This window comes from Stenotrophomonas sp. YJH_SMC_29 (assembly GCF_059371235.1).
On the sequence record NZ_JCAFUK010000012.1, the window covers coordinates 27834 to 49612 of the forward strand.

22 protein-coding genes are annotated in these 21779 nt (G+C 67.3%); 11 read left to right on the top strand and 11 right to left on the bottom strand.

The window, feature by feature from the left end; genetic code table 11:
• Positions 1-276: 276 nt before the first annotated feature.
• From yegS to AC5P9I_RS13825, 4 genes are all read right to left on the bottom strand, one after another.
• Positions 277-1221, bottom strand: a complete 945-nt coding sequence (gene yegS, locus AC5P9I_RS13810) for a lipid kinase YegS (RefSeq protein WP_495223787.1) — start codon at positions 1219-1221, stop codon at positions 277-279.
• Positions 1222-1524: 303 nt separating this feature from the next.
• On the bottom strand, positions 1525-2007 hold the full coding sequence (locus AC5P9I_RS13815) for a GNAT family N-acetyltransferase (protein ID WP_057494390.1): 483 nt from the start codon (positions 2005-2007) through the stop codon (positions 1525-1527).
• Positions 2008-2019: 12 nt separating this feature from the next.
• Positions 2020-2697 (bottom strand): ribulose-phosphate 3-epimerase, encoded by a 678-nt coding sequence (rpe, locus tag AC5P9I_RS13820; RefSeq protein ID WP_064239392.1) that lies wholly within the window; start codon positions 2695-2697, stop codon positions 2020-2022.
• A 29-nt stretch (positions 2698-2726) separates the two neighbouring features.
• Complete coding sequence (locus tag AC5P9I_RS13825; protein WP_008265098.1) at positions 2727-3056, bottom strand: J domain-containing protein; 330 nt, start codon at positions 3054-3056, stop codon at positions 2727-2729.
• A gap of 144 nt (positions 3057-3200) precedes the next feature.
• Here AC5P9I_RS13825 and AC5P9I_RS13830 point away from each other — a divergent pair, with 144 nt between their 5' ends.
• The 8 genes from AC5P9I_RS13830 to AC5P9I_RS13865 all read left to right on the top strand — a co-directional run bounded on the left by AC5P9I_RS13830 (position 3201) and on the right by AC5P9I_RS13865 (position 11092).
• Positions 3201-4127 carry a phosphoribosylaminoimidazolesuccinocarboxamide synthase gene (locus AC5P9I_RS13830; protein WP_049468023.1) on the top strand — a complete coding sequence of 309 codons (927 nt, stop codon included), beginning with the start codon at positions 3201-3203 and terminating at the stop codon, positions 4125-4127.
• 223 nt (positions 4128-4350) lie between these two features.
• Positions 4351-4836: an Mpo1 family 2-hydroxy fatty acid dioxygenase gene (locus AC5P9I_RS13835; RefSeq protein WP_130768255.1), complete on the top strand. Its 486-nt coding sequence runs from the start codon at positions 4351-4353 to the stop codon at positions 4834-4836.
• A gap of 333 nt (positions 4837-5169) precedes the next feature.
• The gene (locus tag AC5P9I_RS13840) at positions 5170-7998 is read left to right on the top strand and encodes a monovalent cation/H+ antiporter subunit A (protein WP_049468029.1); all 2829 of its coding nucleotides are present in this window, start codon (positions 5170-5172) and stop codon (positions 7996-7998) included.
• The gene (locus AC5P9I_RS13845) at positions 7998-8390 is read left to right on the top strand and encodes a Na+/H+ antiporter subunit C (protein ID WP_049468031.1); all 393 of its coding nucleotides are present in this window, start codon (positions 7998-8000) and stop codon (positions 8388-8390) included. The genes AC5P9I_RS13840 and AC5P9I_RS13845 overlap by 1 nt, the downstream gene beginning before the upstream one ends.
• Complete coding sequence (locus AC5P9I_RS13850; RefSeq protein WP_049468033.1) at positions 8387-9922, top strand: monovalent cation/H+ antiporter subunit D; 1536 nt, start codon at positions 8387-8389, stop codon at positions 9920-9922. The genes AC5P9I_RS13845 and AC5P9I_RS13850 overlap by 4 nt, the downstream gene beginning before the upstream one ends.
• Positions 9919-10425 carry a Na+/H+ antiporter subunit E gene (locus tag AC5P9I_RS13855; protein WP_049468035.1) on the top strand — a complete coding sequence of 169 codons (507 nt, stop codon included), beginning with the start codon at positions 9919-9921 and terminating at the stop codon, positions 10423-10425. The genes AC5P9I_RS13850 and AC5P9I_RS13855 overlap by 4 nt, the downstream gene beginning before the upstream one ends.
• The gene (locus AC5P9I_RS13860) at positions 10422-10706 is read left to right on the top strand and encodes a K+/H+ antiporter subunit F (protein WP_005411334.1); all 285 of its coding nucleotides are present in this window, start codon (positions 10422-10424) and stop codon (positions 10704-10706) included. The genes AC5P9I_RS13855 and AC5P9I_RS13860 overlap by 4 nt, the downstream gene beginning before the upstream one ends.
• Entirely contained in the window at positions 10703-11092 is a 390-nt protein-coding gene (locus AC5P9I_RS13865) for a Na+/H+ antiporter subunit G (RefSeq protein ID WP_049468036.1), read from the top strand. Before AC5P9I_RS13860 ends, AC5P9I_RS13865 begins: the two co-directional genes overlap by 4 nt.
• A gap of 74 nt (positions 11093-11166) precedes the next feature.
• Here AC5P9I_RS13865 and AC5P9I_RS13870 read toward each other — a convergent pair whose 3' ends face one another.
• Both AC5P9I_RS13870 and AC5P9I_RS13875 read right to left on the bottom strand, forming a co-directional pair.
• A complete protein-coding gene (locus AC5P9I_RS13870) occupies positions 11167-12126 on the bottom strand; it encodes a sodium:calcium antiporter (protein ID WP_049468038.1) in 960 nt (319 codons plus the stop codon).
• Between the two features lie 73 nt (positions 12127-12199).
• Complete coding sequence (locus AC5P9I_RS13875; protein ID WP_049468040.1) at positions 12200-12856, bottom strand: hypothetical protein; 657 nt, start codon at positions 12854-12856, stop codon at positions 12200-12202.
• A gap of 125 nt (positions 12857-12981) precedes the next feature.
• Here AC5P9I_RS13875 and AC5P9I_RS13880 point away from each other — a divergent pair, with 125 nt between their 5' ends.
• Positions 12982-13524 carry a hypothetical protein gene (locus AC5P9I_RS13880; protein WP_049468042.1) on the top strand — a complete coding sequence of 181 codons (543 nt, stop codon included), beginning with the start codon at positions 12982-12984 and terminating at the stop codon, positions 13522-13524.
• Between the two features lie 84 nt (positions 13525-13608).
• Here AC5P9I_RS13880 and hmgA read toward each other — a convergent pair whose 3' ends face one another.
• Both hmgA and hppD read right to left on the bottom strand, forming a co-directional pair.
• Positions 13609-14907 (bottom strand): homogentisate 1,2-dioxygenase, encoded by a 1299-nt coding sequence (gene hmgA, locus AC5P9I_RS13885; RefSeq protein ID WP_049468044.1) that lies wholly within the window; start codon positions 14905-14907, stop codon positions 13609-13611.
• An 85-nt stretch (positions 14908-14992) separates the two neighbouring features.
• Positions 14993-16105, bottom strand: a complete 1113-nt coding sequence (hppD, locus tag AC5P9I_RS13890; protein WP_176422034.1) for a 4-hydroxyphenylpyruvate dioxygenase — start codon at positions 16103-16105, stop codon at positions 14993-14995.
• A 129-nt stretch (positions 16106-16234) separates the two neighbouring features.
• On the opposite strand from hppD, the gene AC5P9I_RS13895 reads away from it, so the two are divergent.
• Together AC5P9I_RS13895 and AC5P9I_RS13900 are read left to right on the top strand one after the other, a co-directional pair.
• Positions 16235-16729, top strand: coding sequence for a MarR family winged helix-turn-helix transcriptional regulator (locus AC5P9I_RS13895; protein ID WP_053461595.1), 495 nt, complete (start codon positions 16235-16237; stop codon positions 16727-16729).
• 376 nt (positions 16730-17105) lie between these two features.
• Positions 17106-18161 carry a PDDEXK nuclease domain-containing protein gene (locus AC5P9I_RS13900; protein ID WP_130768257.1) on the top strand — a complete coding sequence of 352 codons (1056 nt, stop codon included), beginning with the start codon at positions 17106-17108 and terminating at the stop codon, positions 18159-18161.
• Between the two features lie 31 nt (positions 18162-18192).
• Here the strand turns inward: AC5P9I_RS13900 and AC5P9I_RS13905 are convergent, their stop codons facing one another.
• From AC5P9I_RS13905 to AC5P9I_RS13915, 3 genes are all read right to left on the bottom strand, one after another.
• Entirely contained in the window at positions 18193-19332 is a 1140-nt protein-coding gene (locus tag AC5P9I_RS13905; protein ID WP_130768258.1) for a hypothetical protein, read from the bottom strand.
• A 196-nt stretch (positions 19333-19528) separates the two neighbouring features.
• A complete protein-coding gene (locus AC5P9I_RS13910) occupies positions 19529-20134 on the bottom strand; it encodes a thioredoxin family protein (protein ID WP_049468051.1) in 606 nt (201 codons plus the stop codon).
• A gap of 19 nt (positions 20135-20153) precedes the next feature.
• On the bottom strand, positions 20154-21653 hold the full coding sequence (locus AC5P9I_RS13915; protein WP_049468052.1) for a peptide MFS transporter: 1500 nt from the start codon (positions 21651-21653) through the stop codon (positions 20154-20156).
• Between the last annotated feature and the right edge of the window lie 126 nt (positions 21654-21779).

Here is a 21779-nt window from a genome sequence, read left to right on the forward strand (position 1 = left end):
GCGTTATGGGGGCGGACGACGGCAACGGGCCACCATCGCCACCAACGGCGTGCGGAAGAAAGGGTATGCGGGGTCGTCAGGCTGGACACCCCTTGACTGTATCGCAGCTTGGTCGGCAGGGGAACCCTGGGAAACTGAACCACGGGACGGGCGGGGCCGGCCACGGGAACCGACGACGCGGACCGGTAGAGTCGACTGTTGGTCGACTTGCGCGCGTCGCGCGGGGTTTTACGCCGTCGGAACGAAGAGCAGTCGACTGACAGTCGACTCTACCCCCTACCCATCTAACCCCTGCCCCGCCAGCAACGGGCAACCGACCGGCAGGTGCATCCGCACCCTGCCCGGCACGCACGCGATGCGGAACTGGCGCGCCTGCACCGGCTCGCCGTCCAGGTTGAGCGTCAGCGGCCGCTCGGCTTGCACCTGCAGCCACGGCAGCCTCGCGCGCGTGGCCAATTGTTCGAGCGCGGCCTGCGTGCCGGACTTCAGCATCTGGCCGAGGGTCGCGGTGACCTCCCCTTCCAGCTCTGGCAGCACGGTGACATCCAGCAGCCCGTCGTCGATCAGGGCCTGCGGGCACAGCTGCTGGCCACCGCCGGCCTGGCGGCCATTGCCGATGCCGAGCGCGATGAAGTCGCCTTCCCACGCGAAATCCGGGCCGGACAGGCGCGCGGTGATCGGCTCGATGCGGCCCAGCTTGGCAATGCCGGTGATCACGTAGGCCAGCCCACCCAGCATCTTCTTCAAGCCGGCATCGGTCTCCACCGTCACCTGCGTGCCAAAGCCACCGCTGGCGAGATTGGCGCACCACCAGGGCGTGCCATCGGCGTCCACGCGCAGCAGGTCGATGGCATGCGGCGGTGCCTGGCCGATCAGGGCAAAGGCCTCCTGGGGCCCGGTCGGGATGCCGGCAGCCGTGGCGAAATCGTTGGCGGTCCCCATCGGGATCAGCGCCAGCGAAGGCAGCGCCTGCGCCGGTTCATCGCGATGGGCCAGGGTTTCGGCCACCGCACTGAGCGTGCCGTCGCCACCGGCGGCCACGATCACGTCCACGCCATGGTCGATGGCTTCGGCAACGTAGCGTTCGGCGTCGCCGTCTTCCCAGGTCACCCGTCCGTCCAGCTGCACGCCCTGCCCGCGCCAGTGGCCGACGGCATCGCGCAGCTCCTCGTTGCCAGCGGATTTTCCATTGAGGATCAGGCGCCAGCGCGGGGTGGTCATGCAGAGCTTCCAGGACAGGGGGGGCACAGGCTAGCAATCGCGCGTTCGCTGCCAGTGAACGCCAACGCTTGGAAGCCGTAGATCCACGCCATGCGTGGATGATGGTGCAGGCGAGCCGACGCGGCACCGCAACCGCGATGTCATGCAGATGTCATTGCCGGCCCGGAGAATGGAAGGCCATAGCAGGGACGATGGATGGAGGCAGGATCAGCCTCCCACGCATGCAGCGAAGCCACGCCCGTGATGGGCGTGGCTTTTTTTTGCCCGGCCGTAGATCCACGCCGTGCGTGGATGCACGTCATCTCACCCGTTGGCGAAATCGTGCAGCGCCTGGCCCTGCAGCCGGTACACGGTCCACTCGTCCTGCGGCTTCGCGCCGGCAGCGGTGTAGAACGCGATGGCCGGGGTGTTCCAGTCCAGCACCGACCACTCGAACCGGCCGCAGCCTTCGGCAACGGCCTGGCGGGCGATGTACTTCAGCAGCGCCCTGCCAGCGCCTGCGCCACGCTTTTCCTGGCTGACATACAGGTCTTCCAGGTAGATGCCCTTGCGGCCCAGCCAGGTCGAGTAGTTGTAGAAATACACGGCGTAACCGATGGCCTCGCCACCGGCTTCGCAGATCAGGGCGCGTGCCGTGGCATCGGGTCCGAACAGGCTCTCGGCGATGCCGATCTCATCGGTCTGCACCGAGTGCTCGGCCTTCTCGTAAATGGCCAGCTCGCGGATGAAATGCAGGATCAGACCGGCATCGGCCACGGTGGCCGGGCGGATGTTCAACACGGCCACCGTGCTCATGGTTCAGCCCCGCGCCGCGGCAACGTTGGCGCGCATCTGCGCGATCACGTCCTGGTAGCTGGTCTTGGCATTGAAGATGGCCGAACCGGCGACGAAGGTATCGGCGCCAGCGGCAGCGATCTGGCCGATGTTGTCGGCCTTCACGCCACCGTCGATCTCCAGGCGGATGTCCTTGCCGCTGGCGTCGATCATCTTGCGCACGACCTTCAGCTTGTCCAGCGCCGAGGGGATGAAGGCCTGGCCGCCGAAGCCCGGATTGACCGACATCAGCAGCACCAGGTCCAGGTCCTCCAGCACCCAGTCGAGGATGTCCACCGGCGTGGCCGGATTGAGCACGATGCCCGGCTTGCAGCCCAGCGAGCGGATCAGCTGGATGGTGCGGTGCACGTGGCGGCTCGCCTCCGGATGGAAGCTGATGTAGGTGGCACCGGCCTCGGCGAAGTCCGGAATGATGCGGTCCACCGGCTCGACCATCAGGTGCACGTCGATCGGTGCGGTCACGCCGTGCTTGCGCAGCGCCTGGCAGACCATCGGGCCGATGGTCAGGTTCGGCACGTAGTGGTTGTCCATCACGTCGAAGTGGACCCAGTCCGCGCCGGCGGCGAGGACGTTGTCGACTTCCTCGCCGAGGCGGGCGAAGTTGGCGGACAGGATGGAGGGGGCGATGAGGCAGTGGGACATGGCCGGGCCTTGCAACGAGGGGAAAGGGGTCAGCGCTTGCGCAGGGTCTTGATGCGGTCGTAGGCGGCATTGATCCGCCGCGACTTCTGCTCGGCCTGCTGCTGCAGCTCGGGGGCGGCGCCGCCAAGCTTGTCGGGGTGGTACTGGGAGATCAGCTTGCGGTAGGCGCGCTCGATCTCGGCATCGGTGGCCTCGGAGGTCAGCCCCAGCTCCCGGTACGGGTTCTCCTTGTTCAGGCGGAACCAGTCCGAGTCGAAGGCGTGGCCGATCAGCAGCCCCACCACGGCGCCGAACAGCGGATTGGGCCGGAACAGCAGGGCGCCGGCGATGAATCCGAGCAGTTTTCCGTACCAGCGCATGGCGCTCCGGGGTGGACCGACGAAATGGACGCTCATTTTACGTCACAGCGGGCCCGGACCGCTTTACACTAGGCCGCCCGCTGGTCAGCGGGCCCGCCGGGTCCGTTGGGCAGCAGCCGTATCGACAACGCCCCAGGAGTGCCCGTGCCAACCACGCTGTTGCAATCCGATCTCCCCGGCCTGCCCTTGCGCCATCGCGGCAAGGTGCGTGATGTGTTCGATATCCCGCGCGAGCGGCTGCCAGCCGGAACCCCGCCGGGCGATTACCTGCTGATGGTGGCCACCGATCGCCTGTCGGCGTTCGATGTGGTGCTGCCCGACCCGATCCCGGGCAAGGGCGAGATGCTCTGCCAGGTCTCCAACTTCTGGTTCGCCAAGACCGCGCACCTGATGCCCAACCACCTGACCGGCATCGACGTGGCCAGCGTGCTGCCCGAGGGCGTGGATCCGGCCCTGTACGCCCGGCGCGCGGTGGTCACCCGCAAGCTGAAGCCGGTGCCGGTGGAAGCGATCGCGCGCGGCTACCTGATCGGCAGCGGCTGGAAGGACTACCAGCGCACCGGCAAGGTCAGCGGCATCGACCTGCCCGATGGCCTGCGCCAGGCCGAGCAGCTGCCCGAGCCGATCTTCACCCCGTCGACCAAGGCCGCCGTCGGCGACCACGACGAGAACATCGATTTCGATGCGATGGTGAAGCAGGTCGGTGCGGAACTGGCCGAGCGCGTGCGCGACGCCACCCTGCGCATCTACAAGTTCGCCGCCGATTACGCCCGCGAACGCGGCATCCTCCTGGCCGACACCAAGTTCGAGTTCGGTACCGACGCCGATGGCCGCCTGTACATCATGGACGAGATGCTGACGCCGGATTCCTCGCGTTACTGGCCGGCCGACGAGTACGAAGTGGGCACCAGCCCGCCGAGCTACGACAAGCAGTTCGTGCGCGATTACCTGGAGACGCTGGACTGGGGCAAGACCGCCCCGGGCCCGACCATCCCGGCCGAGATCATCGAGCGCACCCGCGCCAAGTACGCCGAAGCGCTGCAGCGCCTGGCCGGGATCAGCGTCGACTGATCCCCTGCGCCCCCCGGCCGGAAAGGCGGGGGGCGTTCTGAACGCGGTAGTGCCGGCCGCTGGCCGGCAACCTCAGCGAACACCTGCAGCCAGGCATGGCCTGGCTCTACTGCCGGTTGCCCGCGGTAGTGCCGGCCGCTGGCCGGCAACCTCGCGAACTCGGCTATGCTCTGGAGTGCCGGCCAGCGGCCGGCACTACCGTTGTCCGAGGAAGCGACGCAGCATGCAGACATCCACCCAGCTTGCGCGGCCGATCGACCGCTATTTCGCCAGCTACTCCGACGACCATCGCAATGTGATCAACCAGCGCATCCACGTGGTGGCGGTGCCGGCGATCCTGTGGTCGGTGGTGGCCCTGCTGTGGTGCCTGCCACCGCTGATCACCTGGTTCCAGTACGGCATCTGGTCGGCGTTGGCGATGTTCAGTGCCTGGTGCTTCTACAACAAGCTGTCGCGTCCGCTGGGCATCGGCATGCTCATCCAGTTCTTCGTGTTCGGCTGCCTGTGCCGCCTGCTGGAGGCCGAGATCGGCCTGCAGGGGCTGCGCTGGCTGGCGGCAGGGGTGTTCGTGGTGGCCTGGATCGCGCAGTTCATCGGCCACAAGTTCGAGGGCCGCAAGCCCAGCTTCCTGACCGACCTGACCTACCTGCTGATCGGCCCGGCCTGGGTGATGGCCAAGCTCTACCGCAAGCTCGACTGGCGCTACTGACCTTGCGGTGGCCGACAGTGGCCGTCGTTTCCTGAACGGGCGGATTCCGTCACCCACGCTCCACGGCGGCCCTGCCAGCCTGCGGCAGTGACTCGCTCCCCACCTCTCGCCCGTTGGCGGCAGCCCCTGTGCGACAGGGCCTGCGGTCTCCCTGCGTGGGCGTAGGGTGTCCCCCGAGGGCAAGCGGGGAGGAGCAACAGGAACGCGATGCTGCGCCGCGAAAAAAATGAATCAGCGGACGTTACATGCAGTTGATCGCCGTTCGATGGGTTTCGGCGACATTTCGCAGCCTGTTATCCTCCCTGACCTGCTCGTGAATCATGGATTCCCTGCATGCTCCCCAGCCTGCCCCTGCTGCTGGCCCTGCCGTTCCTGATGGCAGCGGCCGTTGCGGCCTTCCCCCGTAGTTCGCGCTCCACTGCTGCCTGGCTGGCGGCACTGGCGCCGTTGGGCGGGCTGGCCATCCTCGGCTGGCTGACCCCGTCGGTGCTCGACGGCCAGGTGGTCCGCACGCTGGTGCCGTGGCTGCCGCAGATCGGCCTGGACTTCACCCTGCGACTGGACGGGCTGGCCTGGATGTTCGCCGGTCTGGTGCTCGGCATCGGCGCGCTGGTGGTGCTGTATGCGCGCTACTACCTGAGCCAGCAGGACAACGCGCACCGCTTCTACTGCTACCTGCTGCTGTTCATGGGTGCCATGCTGGGCATGGTGCTGTCGGGCAACCTGCTGCTGCTGATGATCTTCTGGGAAATGACCAGCATCAGCTCGTTCCTGCTGATCGGCTTCTGGTCGCACCGCCAGGACGCGCGCGAAGGCGCACGCATGGCGCTGGTGATCACCGGCGGCGGCGGCCTGGCCCTGCTCGGTGGCGTGCTGCTGATCGGCCGCATCGTCGGCAGCTTCGACCTGGACGTGGTGCTGGCCGCCGGCGAGCAGATCCGCGCCAGCGCGCTCTATCCGTACGCACTGTTGCTGGTGCTGGCCGGCATCTTCACCAAGAGCGCGCAGTTCCCGTTCCACTTCTGGCTGCCACACGCGATGGCCGCGCCGACCCCGGTCTCGGCCTACCTGCACTCGGCCACCATGGTGAAGGCCGGCGTCTTCCTGCTGGCGCGCCTGCACCCGGTGCTGGCCGGCAGCGACCTGTTCTTCTACACGGTCAGCGGCATCGGTGCGCTCACGCTGCTGATCGGTGCCTGGAACGCGATCTTCCAGCACGACCTGAAGGGCCTGCTGGCCTATTCGACGATCTCGCACCTGGGCCTGATCACCCTGCTGTTCGGCCTGTCCACGCCGATGGCGGTAGTGGCCGGTGTGTTCCATATCCTCAACCACGCCACCTTCAAGGCCTCGCTGTTCATGGCCGCCGGCATCATCGACCACGAGACCGGCACCCGCGACATGCGCAAGCTGGGCGGGCTGCGCAGGCTGATGCCGTTCACCAGCGCGCTGGCGATCATCGCTTCGCTGGCGATGGCTGGCATCCCGCTGCTCAATGGCTTCCTGTCGAAGGAAATGCTGTTCGCCGAAGCGATCACGGCCGGCGGCCCGGGAATCATGCGCACGGCGGTGTCGATCGCTGCGTTGCTGGCTGGCGTATTCGGGGTGGCGTACAGCCTGCGCTTCGTGCACGACACCTTCTTCGGCCCCGGCCCGCACGACCTGGACCGCGTGCCCCACGAACCGCCGCGCTGGATGAAGGTGCCGGTGGAACTGCTGGTGGTGATCTGCATCGCGGTGGGCGTGGCACCGGCACTGACCGTAGCGCCGGTGCTGCACGCCGCTGCGGCCTCGATCCTCGGCGACGCCATGCCCGAGTACAGCCTGGCGGTATGGCACGGCTTCAACCTGCCGCTGGCGATGAGCGCGATCGGCGTGGTCGGCGGCGTGGCCCTGTACTTCGGCCTGCGCAAGCTGATCAACCTGCACGCCGTGACCAACGTCAGCACTGGCCGCAATGTGTTCCATGCGCAGCTGGACGCGATCTCCGCACTGGCCATGCGGCTGACCAACGGCATCGCCAACGGCAGCCTGCAGCGCATGCTGCTGGGCCTGGTGCTGGTGGCGATCGTGGCCGCCGCCGCGCCGTTCGTGGCCAACCCCGCCTCGCCGGACTGGACCAGGCCACAGCCGATCCCGCTGTTGGGCTGGGCGCTGTGGCTGGTGATGATGGCCTGCGCGGTGGCTACCCTGCGCATCTACAAGCAGCGCCTGCTGGCGGTGCTGCTGGTCGGCGGCGTCGGCCTGATGGTGGCGCTGACCTTCGTGTTCCTGTCCGCGCCCGACCTGGCCCTGACCCAGCTGCTGGTGGAGATGGTGACGCTGGTGCTGATGCTGCTGGGCATGAACTACCTGCCGGCGCAGTCCGGGCCGGAGCGGCCGCGCTGGCGCAAGCGCCGCGATGCGGTGATCGCGATCATCGCCGGTGCCGGGCTTGGCGCGCTGGCCTACTCCGCGATGACCCTGCCGCCGAACACCATGGCCGGCGAGCTGCTCGCCCGGGCGCTGCCCGAGGCCTACGGCCAGAACGTGGTCAACGTGATCCTGGTGGACTTCCGCGGCTTCGATACCTTCGGCGAGATCACCGTGTTCGGCATCGCCGCGCTGGTGGTGCATGCGCTGCTGCGGCGTACGCGGATGGCACCGGAGCAGATCATGCCCGGCCCGCCGATCAAGCTGCCGGTGCCGGCCGACCTGGCCCAGATCATGTTCCCGCTGACCCTGACCGTGTCGATCTTCCTGTTCCTGCGCGGCCACAACGCACCGGGCGGTGGCTTCATCGCCGGCCTGGTGCTGGCGGTGCCGCTGCTGATCCAATACGTGATCCAGGGCACCGCGTCGGTGGAGTCGCGCTTCGGCTTCGACTACATCCGTTGCATCGGCATGGGCCTGCTGATCGCCCTGCTCAGCGGCAGCGCCTCGATGCTGTTCGGCGTGCCGTTCCTGACCAGCGGCCATCTCGACCTGCACCTGCCGCTGATCGGCGAGGTGCCGCTGGCCAGTGCGATTGGTTTTGACATCGGCGTCTACCTGGTGGTGTTCGGCGGCGCCATGCTGATGCTGTCGATGATGGGCACGATCAAGCCGTCGCGTACCCGCACTGCCCGCAAGGGCGAGATCGACCTGCAACGCCGTTCGGCACGCACCGGGGAGATGCACTGATGGAACTGGCCCTGGCCACCGCGATCGGCGTGCTGACCGCCATCGGCATCTACCTGCTGCTGCGTGCGCGCAGCTTCGATGTGATCCTCGGCATGACCTTCCTGTCCTATGCGACCAACCTGCTGATCTTCGCCGGTGGCCGGGTGGTGCTGGGCAAGGCGCCGGTGCTGCAGGAAGGCGTGGACAGCCACCTCGGCAACTACACCGACCCGCTGCCGCAGGCGCTGGTGCTGACCGCGATCGTGATCGCCTTCGCGATGACCGCGGTGAGCATCGTGCTGGCCATGCGCAGCCGCAGCGACAACCACAGCGACCATGTGGACGCCCATGAGCCGGATGACGACCTGCAGGATGAACGCGCGCCGCCGCGCCAGGGCGAGGACCGCGCATGAACCATCTGGTGATCCTGCCGATCCTGATTCCGCTGCTGGGTGCCGCACTGTCGCTGTTCGTCGAACACCGCCGCTATGGCCCCCGGGTGCAGCGCGCGGTGGCCTGGACCGCCCTGTCGGCGCTGGCGCTGGCGGTGGGCCTGCTGTTTGCCACCACCGCCGGCGGCGAGATCAACGTCTACCTGCTCGGCGACTGGCCGTCGCGGCTGGGCATCGCACTGGTGGCCGACCGGCTGTCGGCGTGGATGCTGCTGACCACCCTGCTGCTGGCCATCCCCTGCCTGCTGCATGCCTGTTCCGGCTGGGACCGCCGCGCCCCGCACTTCCACGCGTTGTTCCAGTTCCAGCTGGTCGGCCTCAACGGGGCGTTCCTGACCGGCGACATCTTCAACCTGTTCGTGTTCTTCGAGGTGATGCTGATCGCCTCCTACGGCCTGCTGCTCAGCGGCGGTCGTGGCCTGCGCATGCGCATCGGCCTGCACTACGTGGTGTTCAACGTCACCGCCTCGACCCTGTTCCTGATCGCGCTGGGCCTGCTGTACGCCACCCTGGGTTCGCTGAACATGGCCGAGCTGTCGCAGCGCATCGCGCAGGTACCGCCGGCACAGCTGACGCTGGTGAAGGCGACGATGGGCCTGTTGCTGCTGGTGTTCTGCGCCAAGGCCGCGCTGATGCCGCTCTACCTGTGGCTGCCGGAAGCCTATTCGCGCGCGCCGGCGGCGGTCGCCGCGCTGTTTGCGATCATGACCAAGGTCGGCCTGTACTCGGTGCTGCGCATCCAGATGCTGTGGTTCGGCGACGACGCAGGCGCGATGGCCGGCTATGGCCGCGACTGGCTGCTGTGGGCCGGCGTGGCGACGCTGGTGCTCGGTGGCCTGGGTGCACTGGCCGCGACCCGCCTGCGCGTCCTGATCTCGTACCTGGTGATCGTGTCGGCGGCCACGCTGTTCATCGCCTTCTCGGTGGGCACGCCGCAGGTTCTCTCGGCGGGCCTGTACTACCTGCCGCACAGCAGCTTCGTCGCCGCCGCGCTGTTCCTGATCGCCGACCTGATCCGTCGTCGTCGCGGCGGTGCCAGCGACCGCAAGGAAGTGGTGGCGCCGATGCCGGGCAAGGAAACCCCAGCGGTGCTGTTCCTGATCGGGGCAGTGTCGGTGGCCGGCCTGCCGCCGCTGTCCGGCTTCCTGGCCAAGGCCGCGCTGCTGGCCGGCATGCCGGCGCAGTACACCGGGCCGGTCTGGACCGCCGTGCTGGTCAGCAGCCTGCTGGTGATCATGGGCCTGACCCGCGGCGGCATCCGCCTGTTCTGGCGCGTGCCGCCGGTCGACCCGGAGGCACCGAAGCCGCGCAAGGCTCCCCTGCGCCGGGTGGAGCTCTACGCCGCCTGCCTGTTGCTGGCCTACGGCATCGGGATGACGCTGGCCGCTGCACCGTTGATGCGCTACACCGACGCCACCGCCGCACAGCTGCTGCAACCCAGCGAGTACGTGCAGCAGCTGCGCGCGACCACGCCGGAGATCCGCCAGCCATGACTGCCCAGCGCTCCCTGTTCCGCCGCCTGATCCCCTCGCCGATGCTCAGCATCATGGTGGTGGCGTTCTGGCTGCTGATGTCCGACAGCTTCACCCTCGGCCAGATCGTGCTGGGGCTGCTGCTGGGCGTGGTGGTGCCGCTGTTCGCCGCGCGCCTGGACCGCGAGTTCGCGCGCATCGGTACGCTGCGGCCACTGCCCAAGCTGGTGTGCGTGACCCTGTGGGACATCCTGATGTCCAACATCCGCGTCGCCCTGCAGGTGCTGGGCCCGGAAAAGAACATCCACCCGGGTTTCATCTGGCTGCCGCTGGACATCGCCAACATCCACGGCATCGCCGCGCTGACCAGCATGATCACCCTGACCCCGGGCACGGTCTCGGCCGCGCTCAGCGACGACCGCAGGTTCCTGCTGGTGCACGTGCTGCACCTGGAGGACCCCCAGGACCTGATCGATACGATCAAGCGCCGTTACGAGGCGCCGTTGATGGAGATCTTCCCATGACCGGTTTTGAAGTCATCCAGACCACCCTGGTGGTGTGCATGCACGTGGTCGGCCTGGCCATGCTGCTGGCCACCTGGCGCCTGCTGCGCGGGCCGACCGTGCCCGACCGCATTCTCGCCCTGGACACCTTGTCGGTGACCGCGATCGCCGAGCTGATGCTGTTCGGCATGTACCTCAACTCGCCGATCTATTTCGAGGCGGCCCTGATCATCGCCATGCTCGGCTTCGGCAGCACCGTGGTGCTGAGCAAGTTCGTGCTGCGCCGGGACATCGTCGAATGATCACCGCGATCCAGATCGGCCTGTCGATCCTGCTGCTGTTCGGCTGCTTCTTCATCCTGGTCGGCGCATTGGGCCTGGTGAAGCTGTCCACCTTCTTCAAGCGCCTGCACGCGCCGACCAAGGCCAGCACGCTGGGCGTGGGCTGCGTGCTGGTGTGCTCGGTGTGCTACCACATCTTCCTCGGCCAGGACCCGCAACCGCGCGAACTGCTGATTACCGTGTTCCTGTTCATCACCGCACCGATCAGCGCGCACATGATGGCCAAGGCCGCGCTGTCGCTGCTGATGGAGACCCGCCCCAGCCTGCCCGGCAACGAGCGTGCCGCCGAAGAGCAGCTGCCGCCGCCGGAACCGGCGCGGGAAGAAGACACCCCGCAGAACCGGTAGTGCCGGCCGCTGGCCGGCAGTGGCAAGGGATCCGTCAGAGGCGATGAGGTTGCCGGCCAGCGGCCGGCACTATCTCATGCCGCGCCTACCAGCAGCAGTTCCAGCACGAACCAGCCGACGAATGCGGCCAGCAGGATGCCGCCTTCGCTGCGGCTGATCTTCAGGTCGCCGCGCAGCATCGGGTACAGCACCAGCGCGAAGGCCAGCAGCGCCGGAAGTTCCAGGCGCACGAACGAGGCCGGCAACGCCAACGGCTGCAACAGCGCCATCGCGCCGACCACCAGCAGCAGGTTGACCACGCTGGAGCCCAGCACGTGGCCGAGCACCATGTCGCCGTGGCCGCGACGGGCGGCGGCGATCGCCGCGGCCACTTCCGGCAGCGCGGTGCCGATCGCCACCGGCAGCAGGCCGACCAGCAGCGGCGTCCAGCCCAGTGCGACCGCAAAATCGGCGGCGGCTCCGACCACCAGTCGTGCGCCCCAGTAGAGGGTCAGCGCAGCGATCAGCACCCGCAGCACGTTCAACGGCAGGCTGGTGCGGCTCAGGGCGGACTCGGCGATGGCGGCCTGCACCTCCTCGCTCTCGCTGCGGCCGCGGCGCAGCAGCAGCACCTGCATGACGATGAAGCCCGCCACCAGCACGCCGCCCTCCCAGCGCACCAGGCGGCCATCCAGCCCGAACAGGACCAGCAGCACGCCGGCCACCAGCAGCGACCACCACAGCACGGTCTGCAGGCGCGCGCGCAGCAGCAGGGGCGCAGCGATGGCGGCCACGGCCAGGGTCAGGCCCAGGTTGACGATGCTGCTGCCGACCGCATTGCCCAGCGCCAGCTCTGGCTGGCCCACCGCCAGCGCGCGCGCGTTGACCGCCAGTTCCGGCAACGAGGTGGCCACCCCGAGCAGCAGCAATCCGGCGGTGAACGGGCTGGCCCCGAAACGCTGGGCCAGGCCGGACACGGCCTTGACGATGGAGTCCCCGCCCAGGGCCAGCAGCAGCAGGCCAAGCAGGAACCAGGCAATGGCAATGGCGATCATCGAGCACTCCCCCAGCAGTGGTGGCGCGATTCTACGCGTGGCCCGAGCGCATGGCTGGGCGGTGGATCAAGGATCAGCCACAGCCTTCGGCGTAATCGACCTGCGGGGTCTTGCCGACGCGCCAGGCACTGACCCGTCCATCAGCGCCGAGTGCGAAGTCGATGACCGCCCCGCCCTCCTGCGCCGGCCGCACGCGCAGGTGCTGCGCCTTCTCGTCGTACTTGTCAGGACCGACGTCCGCGCGCTCGGGGTACAGCACCTGCAGCTCGCCCAGGGTCATGCCGACCTTGCCGCCGCCCGGAGCGATGATCGCCGCACTGCGCACGTCGTAGCGCACCAGCTTGCGTGCCTCGATCATCAGGCGAGGGTCTTCGGCGCCCTGCGGACGCAGGAAGTAGCAGCCGTCGTTGCTGTCGTCGGCCGGCAAGGGCTTGCCACTGGCGTCGGTGCCCAGTCCCTGCAGCGGCGTGCCGAAGCCGCTGCGGACCTCGGCGATGCCGGCGCCCAGCGCGGCGCCGCCGAAGCCATCCAGGCGCGCCGGGCTGTCCTTGCGGAGATCGTTCGCCGGGCGGGCCGCCAGGTCGGGATCGGTCGACTGAGCCGGCCCGGTCGCCGAGGCGGTTTCTGCCGGGGTGTCGCTGCCGCTGCCGGCGGCGCCTTGCTTGTCGGGGCCACCACTGCAGGCGGCAAGCGAAAGGAGCAACAGACCAGCAATCGGGAGGTGCTTCATCGGTGCGGTTCCCTGGCACGAAGGTAGCTGCACGCTAGCGCAGCGCGCGTGCAGGCGCTGCATTGTCATCGCCGTTTCATCGCCTTCGTTCAGGCTCGGCGTGCACCGACTTGGCTGTCCCTTCCATGCAACCGCGCAAGACCGATCTCGCCCGAACCGCGCTGCAGGCCCATCGCGCGCCGCTGGACATGCGCCAGCGCCGGCTGTTGATCCTGTGCGACGGCCAGCGCACCCTGGCCGACCTGACCGGCCTGATTGGCCAGGATGCGGCGGCCATGGTCATCCAGCTGGTGCAGGCCGGTTACCTGAGCACCGGAACCGCCGCCACAACCGCACCGCCGCCACCCGCAGCCGCGGCAGCACCGGCGCCCGCCACGCCGGCTGCGGCACCGGCTGCACCCGCAACCGGCAGCGAACGCCGCCGCTCGCTGGTGGCCGCGCGCATCTATGTGCTGGGGATCCTGGAGATGCAGCGCCACCCACAGGCAGCGGCCCTGTTCCGCGAACTGCAACAGGCCCGGGCCGAGAGCGATGTCCTGCAGGTACTGCAGTCTGCGATGCGGACGCTGCCCGGGCTGGCCTCGGAAGGCTATTGCCAGCGCGTGCGGCAACGCCTGCTGGAAGCGCTGCCGCTGGAGCATTGCGACGCGTTCGCCGAGGTCGCCTGAAGAAAAAGGGGACGGAGGGGATTAAGTCGTTTCAGGCACACGTGTGCTGATTGCGGCTTAATCCCCTCCGTCCCCTTTTTCGGGTCAGCGGAAGTTGTTGCGCAGGCCGTTCCAGCACTGCTGGTAATCGCCCTGGCGGTGGCCGGCGGCCAGCGCCTGTGCGGTCGGGCGGATCACCGCGCGGGTTTCGAACATGAAGGCCATGGTGTCCTTGATCACATCGGCCTTCGACAGATCCGCATTGGACGCCTTGTCGAAGGTCGGTGCGTCCGGGCCGTGGCCGCTCATGCAGTTGTGCAGCGATGCCCCGCCCGGCACGAAGCCTTCGGCCTTGGCATCGTAGGCACCGTGCACCAGGCCCATGAACTCGCTGGCGATGTTGCGGTGGAACCACGGCGGACGGAACGTGTTCTGCGCCACCAGCCAGCGCGGCGGGAAGATCGCAAAGTCCATGTTGCTGGTTCCCGGCGTGTCGCTGGGCGAATGCAGCACCAGGAAGATCGACGGATCCGGGTGGTCGTAGCTGATCGAGCCAATGGTGTTGAAACGGCGCAGGTCGTAGCGGTACGGCGCGTAATTGCCGTGCCAGGCCACCACGTCCAGTGGCGAATGGTCGATCGGCGCACGCCACAGGCGGCCCTCGAACTTGGCGATCAGCTCGAAATCGCCATCCACATCCTCGAACGCCGCGTGCGGGGTTTCGAAGTCGCGCGGGTTGGCCAGGCCATTGGAACCGATCGGGCCAAGGTCGGGCAGCTTCAGCAGTGCACCGTAGTTCTCGCAGAGGTAGCCGCGGCTCGGCCCATCGGGCAGTTCAACGCGGAAGCGCACGCCGCGCGGGATCACCGCGATCTGCTGCGGCTCGATCTCGATCACGCCCAGCTCGGTCAGCAGGCGCAGCGCGCCCAGCTGCGGCACGATCAGCATCTCGCCATCGGCGTTGTAGAAGTAACGGCCGACCATGTCGCGGTTGGCGGCGTAGAGATGGATGCCTACACCGGCATGCGCGTCGGGCGAGCCGTTGCCGCCCATGGTGTACAGGCCCTCGACGAAGTCGGTCGGCAGTTCCGGCAGCGGCAGCGGGCTCCAGCGCAGCTGGTTCGGCGAGGCAGGCTGGGCGCCGAAATCGCACTGCAGTTGCGATTGCGCGAACGGGGTGAACTCGCCATGGGTTACCGCCGGACGGATCCGGTACAGCCAGCTGCGGCGGTTGCTTCCGCGCGGCGCGGTGAAGGCGGTGCCGGTCAGCTGTTCGGCGTACAGCCCGTGGGCCACCTTCTGCGGTGAGTTCTGCCCGACCGGCAGCGCGCCGGCGATGGCCTCGGTGGCGAACTCGTTGCCGAAACCGGACTGGTAGCCACGGGCGGTGATGGCGGGGGACATGGGGGCTCCAGAAATGGCCGGCCAGCGGCCGGCACTAGCATTCGGACAGGCACTGCCGGCGGGAAGCCGGCAGTGCCTGCAGACCTTACAGCACGCCGCGGCGGATCTGGTCGCGCTCGATGCTCTCGAACAGCGCGGTGAAGTTGCCTTCGCCGAAGCCTTCGTTGCCCTTGCGCTGGATGATCTCGAAGAAGATCGGGCCGATGCAGTTCTGGGTGAAGATCTGCAGCAGCTTGCGCTGGTGGGTTTCCGGATCGGCATCGATCAGGATCTTGTTCTTGGCCAGGCGTGCCACGTCTTCACCGTGGTTCGGCACGCGCTGGTCGATCACATCGAAGTAGGTTTCCGGCGTGTCGAGGAAATCCACGCCCTGCGCGCGCATCGCTTCGACGGTCTCGTAGATGTTCTCGGTGAAGCAGGCGATGTGCTGGATGCCCTCGCCCTTGTATGCGTCCAGGTACTCGTTGATCTGGCTCTTCGGGTCGGACGATTCGTTCAGCGGGATGCGCACGATGCCGTCCGGCGCGGTCATCGCCTTGGACACCAGGCCGGTCTTCAGGCCCTTGATGTCGAAGTAGCGGATCTCGCGGAAGTTGAACAGGCGCTCGTAGTAGTCCGACCACTGCTGCATGTTGCCGAAATACAGGTTGTGGGTCAGGTGGTCGATGAAGGTCAGGCCGAAGCCGAACGGGTGCAGGTCGGCACCGGCGATCGGCTCGTAGTCGCCGTCGTAGATGCTGCCGGCCGCGCCATAGCGGTCGACCAGGTACAGCATGCAGTCGCCGATGCCCTTGATGACCGGTGCGCTGACCGCCTTGCTGTCCGGCTTGAAGGCGATGGCTTCGGCGCCGTTGCCCAGTGCGGTCTGGTAGACCTCCTGGCCCGGCTTCTTGAAGCGGATGGCGAAGCCACAGGCACAGGGGCCGTGCTTTTCGGCGAAGTCGGCGGCGAACGAATCGGGGTCTTCATTGACCAGGAAGTTGACGTCGCCCTGGCGATAGACGGTAATCGGACGCTGCTTGTGCTTGAGCACCGCGCTGAAGCCCATCTTCCGGAAGTACGCGTGCAACTCCTGGCCTCGGCCGGCGGGGGCGGCGAATTCGACGAACTCGAAGCCGTCGATGCCCATCGGATTCTCGAAGGTGGTGACCTGCATGCCGGGGTTGGGATGCGAGGCGGTCGGGACTGCGGTATTCATGGCGTGGCTCCGAATCGGTACCGCATCGGTACAAACCAGGTGCGGGCAGGTTGGGACCCGGCGAGAATGCAGGGTCTGGACCCACCCCTTATAGTTACACTTGAAACCACCAGCAAGGTGCACCGCAACATGAGCCCCGCCGATCCCGCCTCGACCCGCCTGCGTGCCTCGCACGTCCTGCTCGACCTGGAACAGTTCCTGCCCTACCGGCTGAGCGTGCTGTCCAACCGGGTCAGCGGCAACATCGCCAAGCTATACGGCGATCGTTACGGTCTGGCGATTCCCGAATGGCGGGTCATCACCATCCTGGCGCTGTACCCGGGTTCCTCGGCCAGCGAGGTCTCCGACCGCACGGCAATGGACAAGGTGGCGGTCAGCCGCGCCGTGGCCCGCCTGCTGGAGCGCGGCTTCATCAAGCGCGAGACCCACGGCGACGACCGCCGCCGCTCGGTGCTGGCGCTGTCGGCCGCCGGCTTCGAGGTCTACGAGACCATCGCCCCGATGGTGATCGAGATCACCCGCAAGCTGATGTCGGTGCTGAGCGAAGAGGAAGAGCAGGTGCTGGAGAAGCTGATCCTGCGCCTGGCCGGCGAAGGCCTGGAGCGGATGGGCCAAGGGGTCTGAAAGAAAAAAGGGGACGGAGGGGATTAAGTCGCTTTGGGCACCAGGGCGCGGGTGCCGACCCTGGCCGGCAGCAGAACAGTGGCTGGGCGATTGTCGTCCGCCCCCCTTTGATCTGCCGGGCCCCGCTCTTGTACGAGCTGTGGGCCGACCACAAGCGATGACACTGCACGCATTCACTTCCCGCGGAATCCGTCATGAAGTGTCGCCCTCGCCCGTCGGCATTTCCGCATTGGCCCGATACGACCCGTTTCCGCGAAGCTGGTGTATCGAAACGGGCTGATCCAATGAGTTCTCTTATTGGACTGTCGGCGCGTGCGGCCGGACGGTACGCGTTCAACGGGCATCAGCCCGGCCATCCACATCGAACGGCCCCCTCATGGATGACTCGCGTTCAACGTCGCCGCATGGCCAGGAATTGCTGGCCGATCTCAGAGAGCTGATCTGCGCAGCGCGCAGCAGGATGCACAGGTCCATCAACGCCGAGTTGACGCTGCTGTACTGGCGAATCGGTCGTCGCATCCATGTTGACCAGATGGCGGGGCAGCGTGCGCGTTACGGCGAGGCTCTCTTCACCCGGATCGCCAAGGCGCTGTCTGCCGAGTTCGGCACGTCCTTCGGTGAGAAGAGCCCGCGCCGGATGGTGCAGTTCTCCATCGCATTTGCAGACGAGCAGATTGTCGTATCGCTGATACGACAATTGAGCTGGACCCATTTCATCGCGCTGATCCCACTGGCGGATCCACTCAAGCGCGATTTCTATGCCCAGATGGCCGCCACCGAGGGCTGGAGTGTACGCACGCTGCGCCAGCGCATCGATTCGATGCTGTATGAGCGCACGGCACTCTCCAGCCAGCCAGAGCAGACCATCGCCGAAGAGTTGGCGGCACTGCGCGGCAACCAGCAGCTGTCTCCTGGGCTGGTACTGCGTGATCCCTACGTACTGGACTTTCTTGGCCTCAAGGACAGCTGGGACGAGCAGGACCTTGAAACCGCGATCCTTCGCGAGATGCAGGGCTTCCTGCTTGAACTTGGTACCGGCTTCAGTTTCGTCGCCCGCCAGAAGCGCATCCAGATCGACGGCGATGACTTCCACCTGGACCTGCTGTTCTACAACCGGCGCCTGCGAAGACTCATTGCCATCGAGTTGAAGATCGGCGAGTTCAAGCCGGCCTACAAGGGACAAATGGAACTCTATCTGCGCTGGCTGGACCGCTACGAACGTGAGGACGGCGAGCAGGCGCCGTTAGGTATCATCCTCTGCACGGGGAAGAAGGCGGGCCAGATTGAACTGCTGGAGCTGGATCGCTCAGGCATCCATGTTGCGGAGTACCTGACGACGCTGCCCTCCCGTGAGGTCCTGAAGCGAAGATTGCAGGCTGCCATGGAGCGGGCGCGGCAACAGCTGCAGACCGCGGCGCCCGGCCTCCCGTAGATCCACGCCACGCGCGGATGGCGTTCATGCTTCAGCTCAGGTGCTTCCGGCGTGCATGGATCCACGGCACCGCGAGCGCCGCGATGGCACCGCCGGCGAAGCCCAGTGAAGCGGCCACCGTGGCTGCTTCGACCGCCCCCGGCAGCGCCAGCGCCGCCGCCACCAACAGCAACGAAGGCAGGCCGACGAAGGTACCCAGGAAGAAGTGCCAGCGCGGCGACCAGGTGTTGAGCTGCAGCAGGCTGACCGGCTGCCAGGCGTCGGAGGCGGCGTCCTCGGCGATCTTCGCCACCGCCTTGGCCAGGTCCACCTCCGGCAGCGCGCGGCCCAGGCGGGCGGTCGCCAGCAGCTCGGCCACCGCCTCCACCGGCGGGAAGCTGGACGGCCACGCCACCGGCGCCGGCACGCCGTAGGCGGTAAGCAGCGGCACGCTCAACCACGGCGCCACCAGCGGACGCATGCGGCGACGGCCGTGCACGCACCAGATCTGCGGCTGGCCGTGCGCGGTGACGCTGTACAGCGCCAGTTCGTTGGCCGGCGGGTAGCCGAGCATGGTCACCCGCGCTGCCAGGCTGTCCTGGCCCATCGCGCGCAGGAAGCCGGGGCGGCTGCGGCCTTCCTGCATCCACGCCAGGCCCAATGCGCCCACCAGATACGCCTCGGCGACGTCCTTGCTGCCGGCCGTGGCGCGCTCGTCACTGGCCAGGTACCAGGCCAGCGACTTGGGTTCGGCAACATCTTCCAGGCCCCAGCGGCTGTCATCGCCCAGTACGTGACGCACCGGCAGTCGCGCGGGGGCGGTCTCGCCACGCTCGCCGGTCTGCAGGAAGGGCAGCACGCCCTGGATGAAGGTGGACAGCTCGATCGCGCGCGCGCCGTGGCCTTGCCATTCGGGCGGCAGCAGCCCGGCCAGCTGGGCTTCGGCGGCCAGCGCATCAAGGCGCGCTTTCTGTTCGACCAGTTTCTGCACCGCGCCCTTCAGCACCACGTTGTCGGGCAGCGCGATCTGCGGCAGGCGGTGGCGTGGCGGTGCCAGGTCGACGCTGTCCTCTCCGGTACCGGCATCATCTAGAAGCGCCTCCTGCTGGGGCAGGGTCACGCCCTCGCCTGCCCCAGCCTCGGCCAGGTCGCTGGCAGGTTCGGGCAGTCGTTCGGCGTGGTCGCTGTGCATGGGCGTTCCGGAAGGTTGCGTCGACGGGGCGTCGACTGAGGTCCTTGCCGGTAACGGCGTGCTCACGGTGAAGTTGAGACACGGATTCAGAGAGTGTGACGGGGCGCGCAGTAGATCCGCGCAAGGCGTGGATGCGCCTCAGTGCCGACCCACGGTCGACCCCTACCGCAGCTGCCGGCCAGCGGCCGGCACTACCCTACTCCGGTTTGTCCGGTGCCCACTGCTTGAGGAAGGCGTCCACCCGCGCGGGCTGGAAGGCTTCGCCCTTGCGCAGCTCAGCAGTGGCCTGCGACACCAGCAGGCCGCCATCGGCGTCCAGCACCAGCAGGTGCGGGTAGTCGCGCTCCATCACCGGGAACTGGGCAAGGAAGGCGGTGTTGGGCTGCTCGTCGCTGGCGTTGACCTTCACCCACACGTAGTGGGCATCGCGGAAGCGACGCAGGTCGCCGTTGCCTTCCACCACGTCGTCCAGCGCCCGGCAGCGCTCACAGGCGGCGTTGCCGACCTCGAGCAGGATGCGCTTCTTGCCGCGCTGGGCTTCCACCTTGGCGGTGGCCAGGTCATCGGCGGGGTCGCGCGCCGGGTCGAACTGCGCGCCGAGCCCGGCGATGGCGGCGATGTCCGCCGCCACCGGGGTATTGCCCGAGGCCACCGGTTCGCTGGGATCAGCGACCGGTGGCTCGGTGGGGCGGGTATCCAGCGGCTGCGTGGGCTCGGCGGCGGCAGGCGGTTGCGGTTGCGAACAGGCGCCGATCAGCGCCGCACAGACCACCACTACCGCAGTACCGAGCTTGCTACGCATGCCTTCTACCCTCTCATCATCATTTGACGCCGTGCATCAGCTTGTTGATCAGCGGGGCGATCAGGAACAGCACCACGCCGGAGCCGATCAGGGCCCAGAACCCGAAGGTATACCCCTTCAGGGCCGACTCGACCGTCATGCCGCCTTCACCACTGACCACGCCAGCGAAGATGCCCGACAGGTTGTTGCCGATGCCGGTGGACAGGAACCAGCCACCCATGCCGAAGCCGACCAGGCGCACCGGGGCCAGCTTGGTCACCATCGACAGCCCGATCGGCGACAGGCACAGCTCGCCGACCGACTGGATGACGTAGACCATGAACAGGGTCCAGAACGGAATCTTGCCGTCCACGACCATCTGCGACAGGGCGAACATCAGCAGGGCGAAGGCGGCACCGTTGAACAGCAGGCCCAGGCCGAACTTGCGCGGAATGGACGGATTGGCACGGCCCATGGCCACCCAGATCCAGGCGATGACCGGCGCCAGGGTGATGATGGCCACCGAGTTGACCGACTGGAACCATGCAGTGGGGAAGGTCCAGCTGCCGAACTGGCGGTTGACGATGTTCTCGGCCAGGAAGGTGAACGAGCTGCCGGCCTGTTCGAAGAACATCCAGAACATCACGTTGAAGGCGAAGATGATCAGCATGGCGATCACGCGGTCGCGCTGCACCTTGCCCTCGCGGACGCCCTCGACCAGCAGCAGCACGGCCAGGGCGGTGAACATCGCGCCCAGGATCCAGGCCAGCGCGGTGGCGCCGGTGGCCAGCAGGAAGTACGCCACCGGGATGGCGACCACGGCACCGGCCAGCACCATGATGATGCGGCCGAAGCCTTCAGCGCCGGCCGGCGGTGCGCCGATGCCCTTCAGGCCGGCACGACCGATGTAGAACCACACCAGCGAGATCAGCATGCCCACGCCCGAAGCGATGAACACGACCTTGTAGGACGGCATCGCATCGGTACCGAACACCTTGCGGGCCAGGTACTCGGTCAGCACCGGGGCGATCATCGCGCCGATGTTGATGCCCATGTAGAAGATGGTGAAGCCCGAGTCGCGGCGCTCGTCCTTCAGGCCGTACAGCTTGCCGACCATGGTCGAGATGTTCGGCTTGAACAGGCCGTTGCCGACGATGATCGTGGCCAGGCCAAGCTTGAAGATGTGCTCCTGCGGCAGCGAGATCATGAACAGGCCGGCGGCCATGATGATCGCGCCGGTCAGGATCGAGCGCTGGTAGCCCAGCACCCGGTCGGCCACGTAGCCACCGAAGATCGCCGCGGCGTACACCAGGGCCAGGTAGGCGCCATAGATGCGGCTGGCGTCGCCTTCACCGGCAGCGCTGCCGTTGTAGAACTGGGCGACGATGTACAGCACCAAGGCCCAGCGGATGCCATAGAACGCAAAGCGCTCCCAGAACTCGGTCATGAACAGCATCCACAACGGGCGCGGGTGGCCCAGCGTGGTCTTGAAGTCCGGCAGCGCCGGCTCTGGGGTGTTCGCAGTGGCGTTTAGGCTCATGCGGATTTCCTGGTTCGGTGGATGACGAGCACGTCCGCTGTGCAGTTGGAGCAACGCGCGAGGATCACCGACTTCTGGCGTTCACGTCAAATACACGCCGTTTGAGGCAGGTGCCGGCCTGCTCGC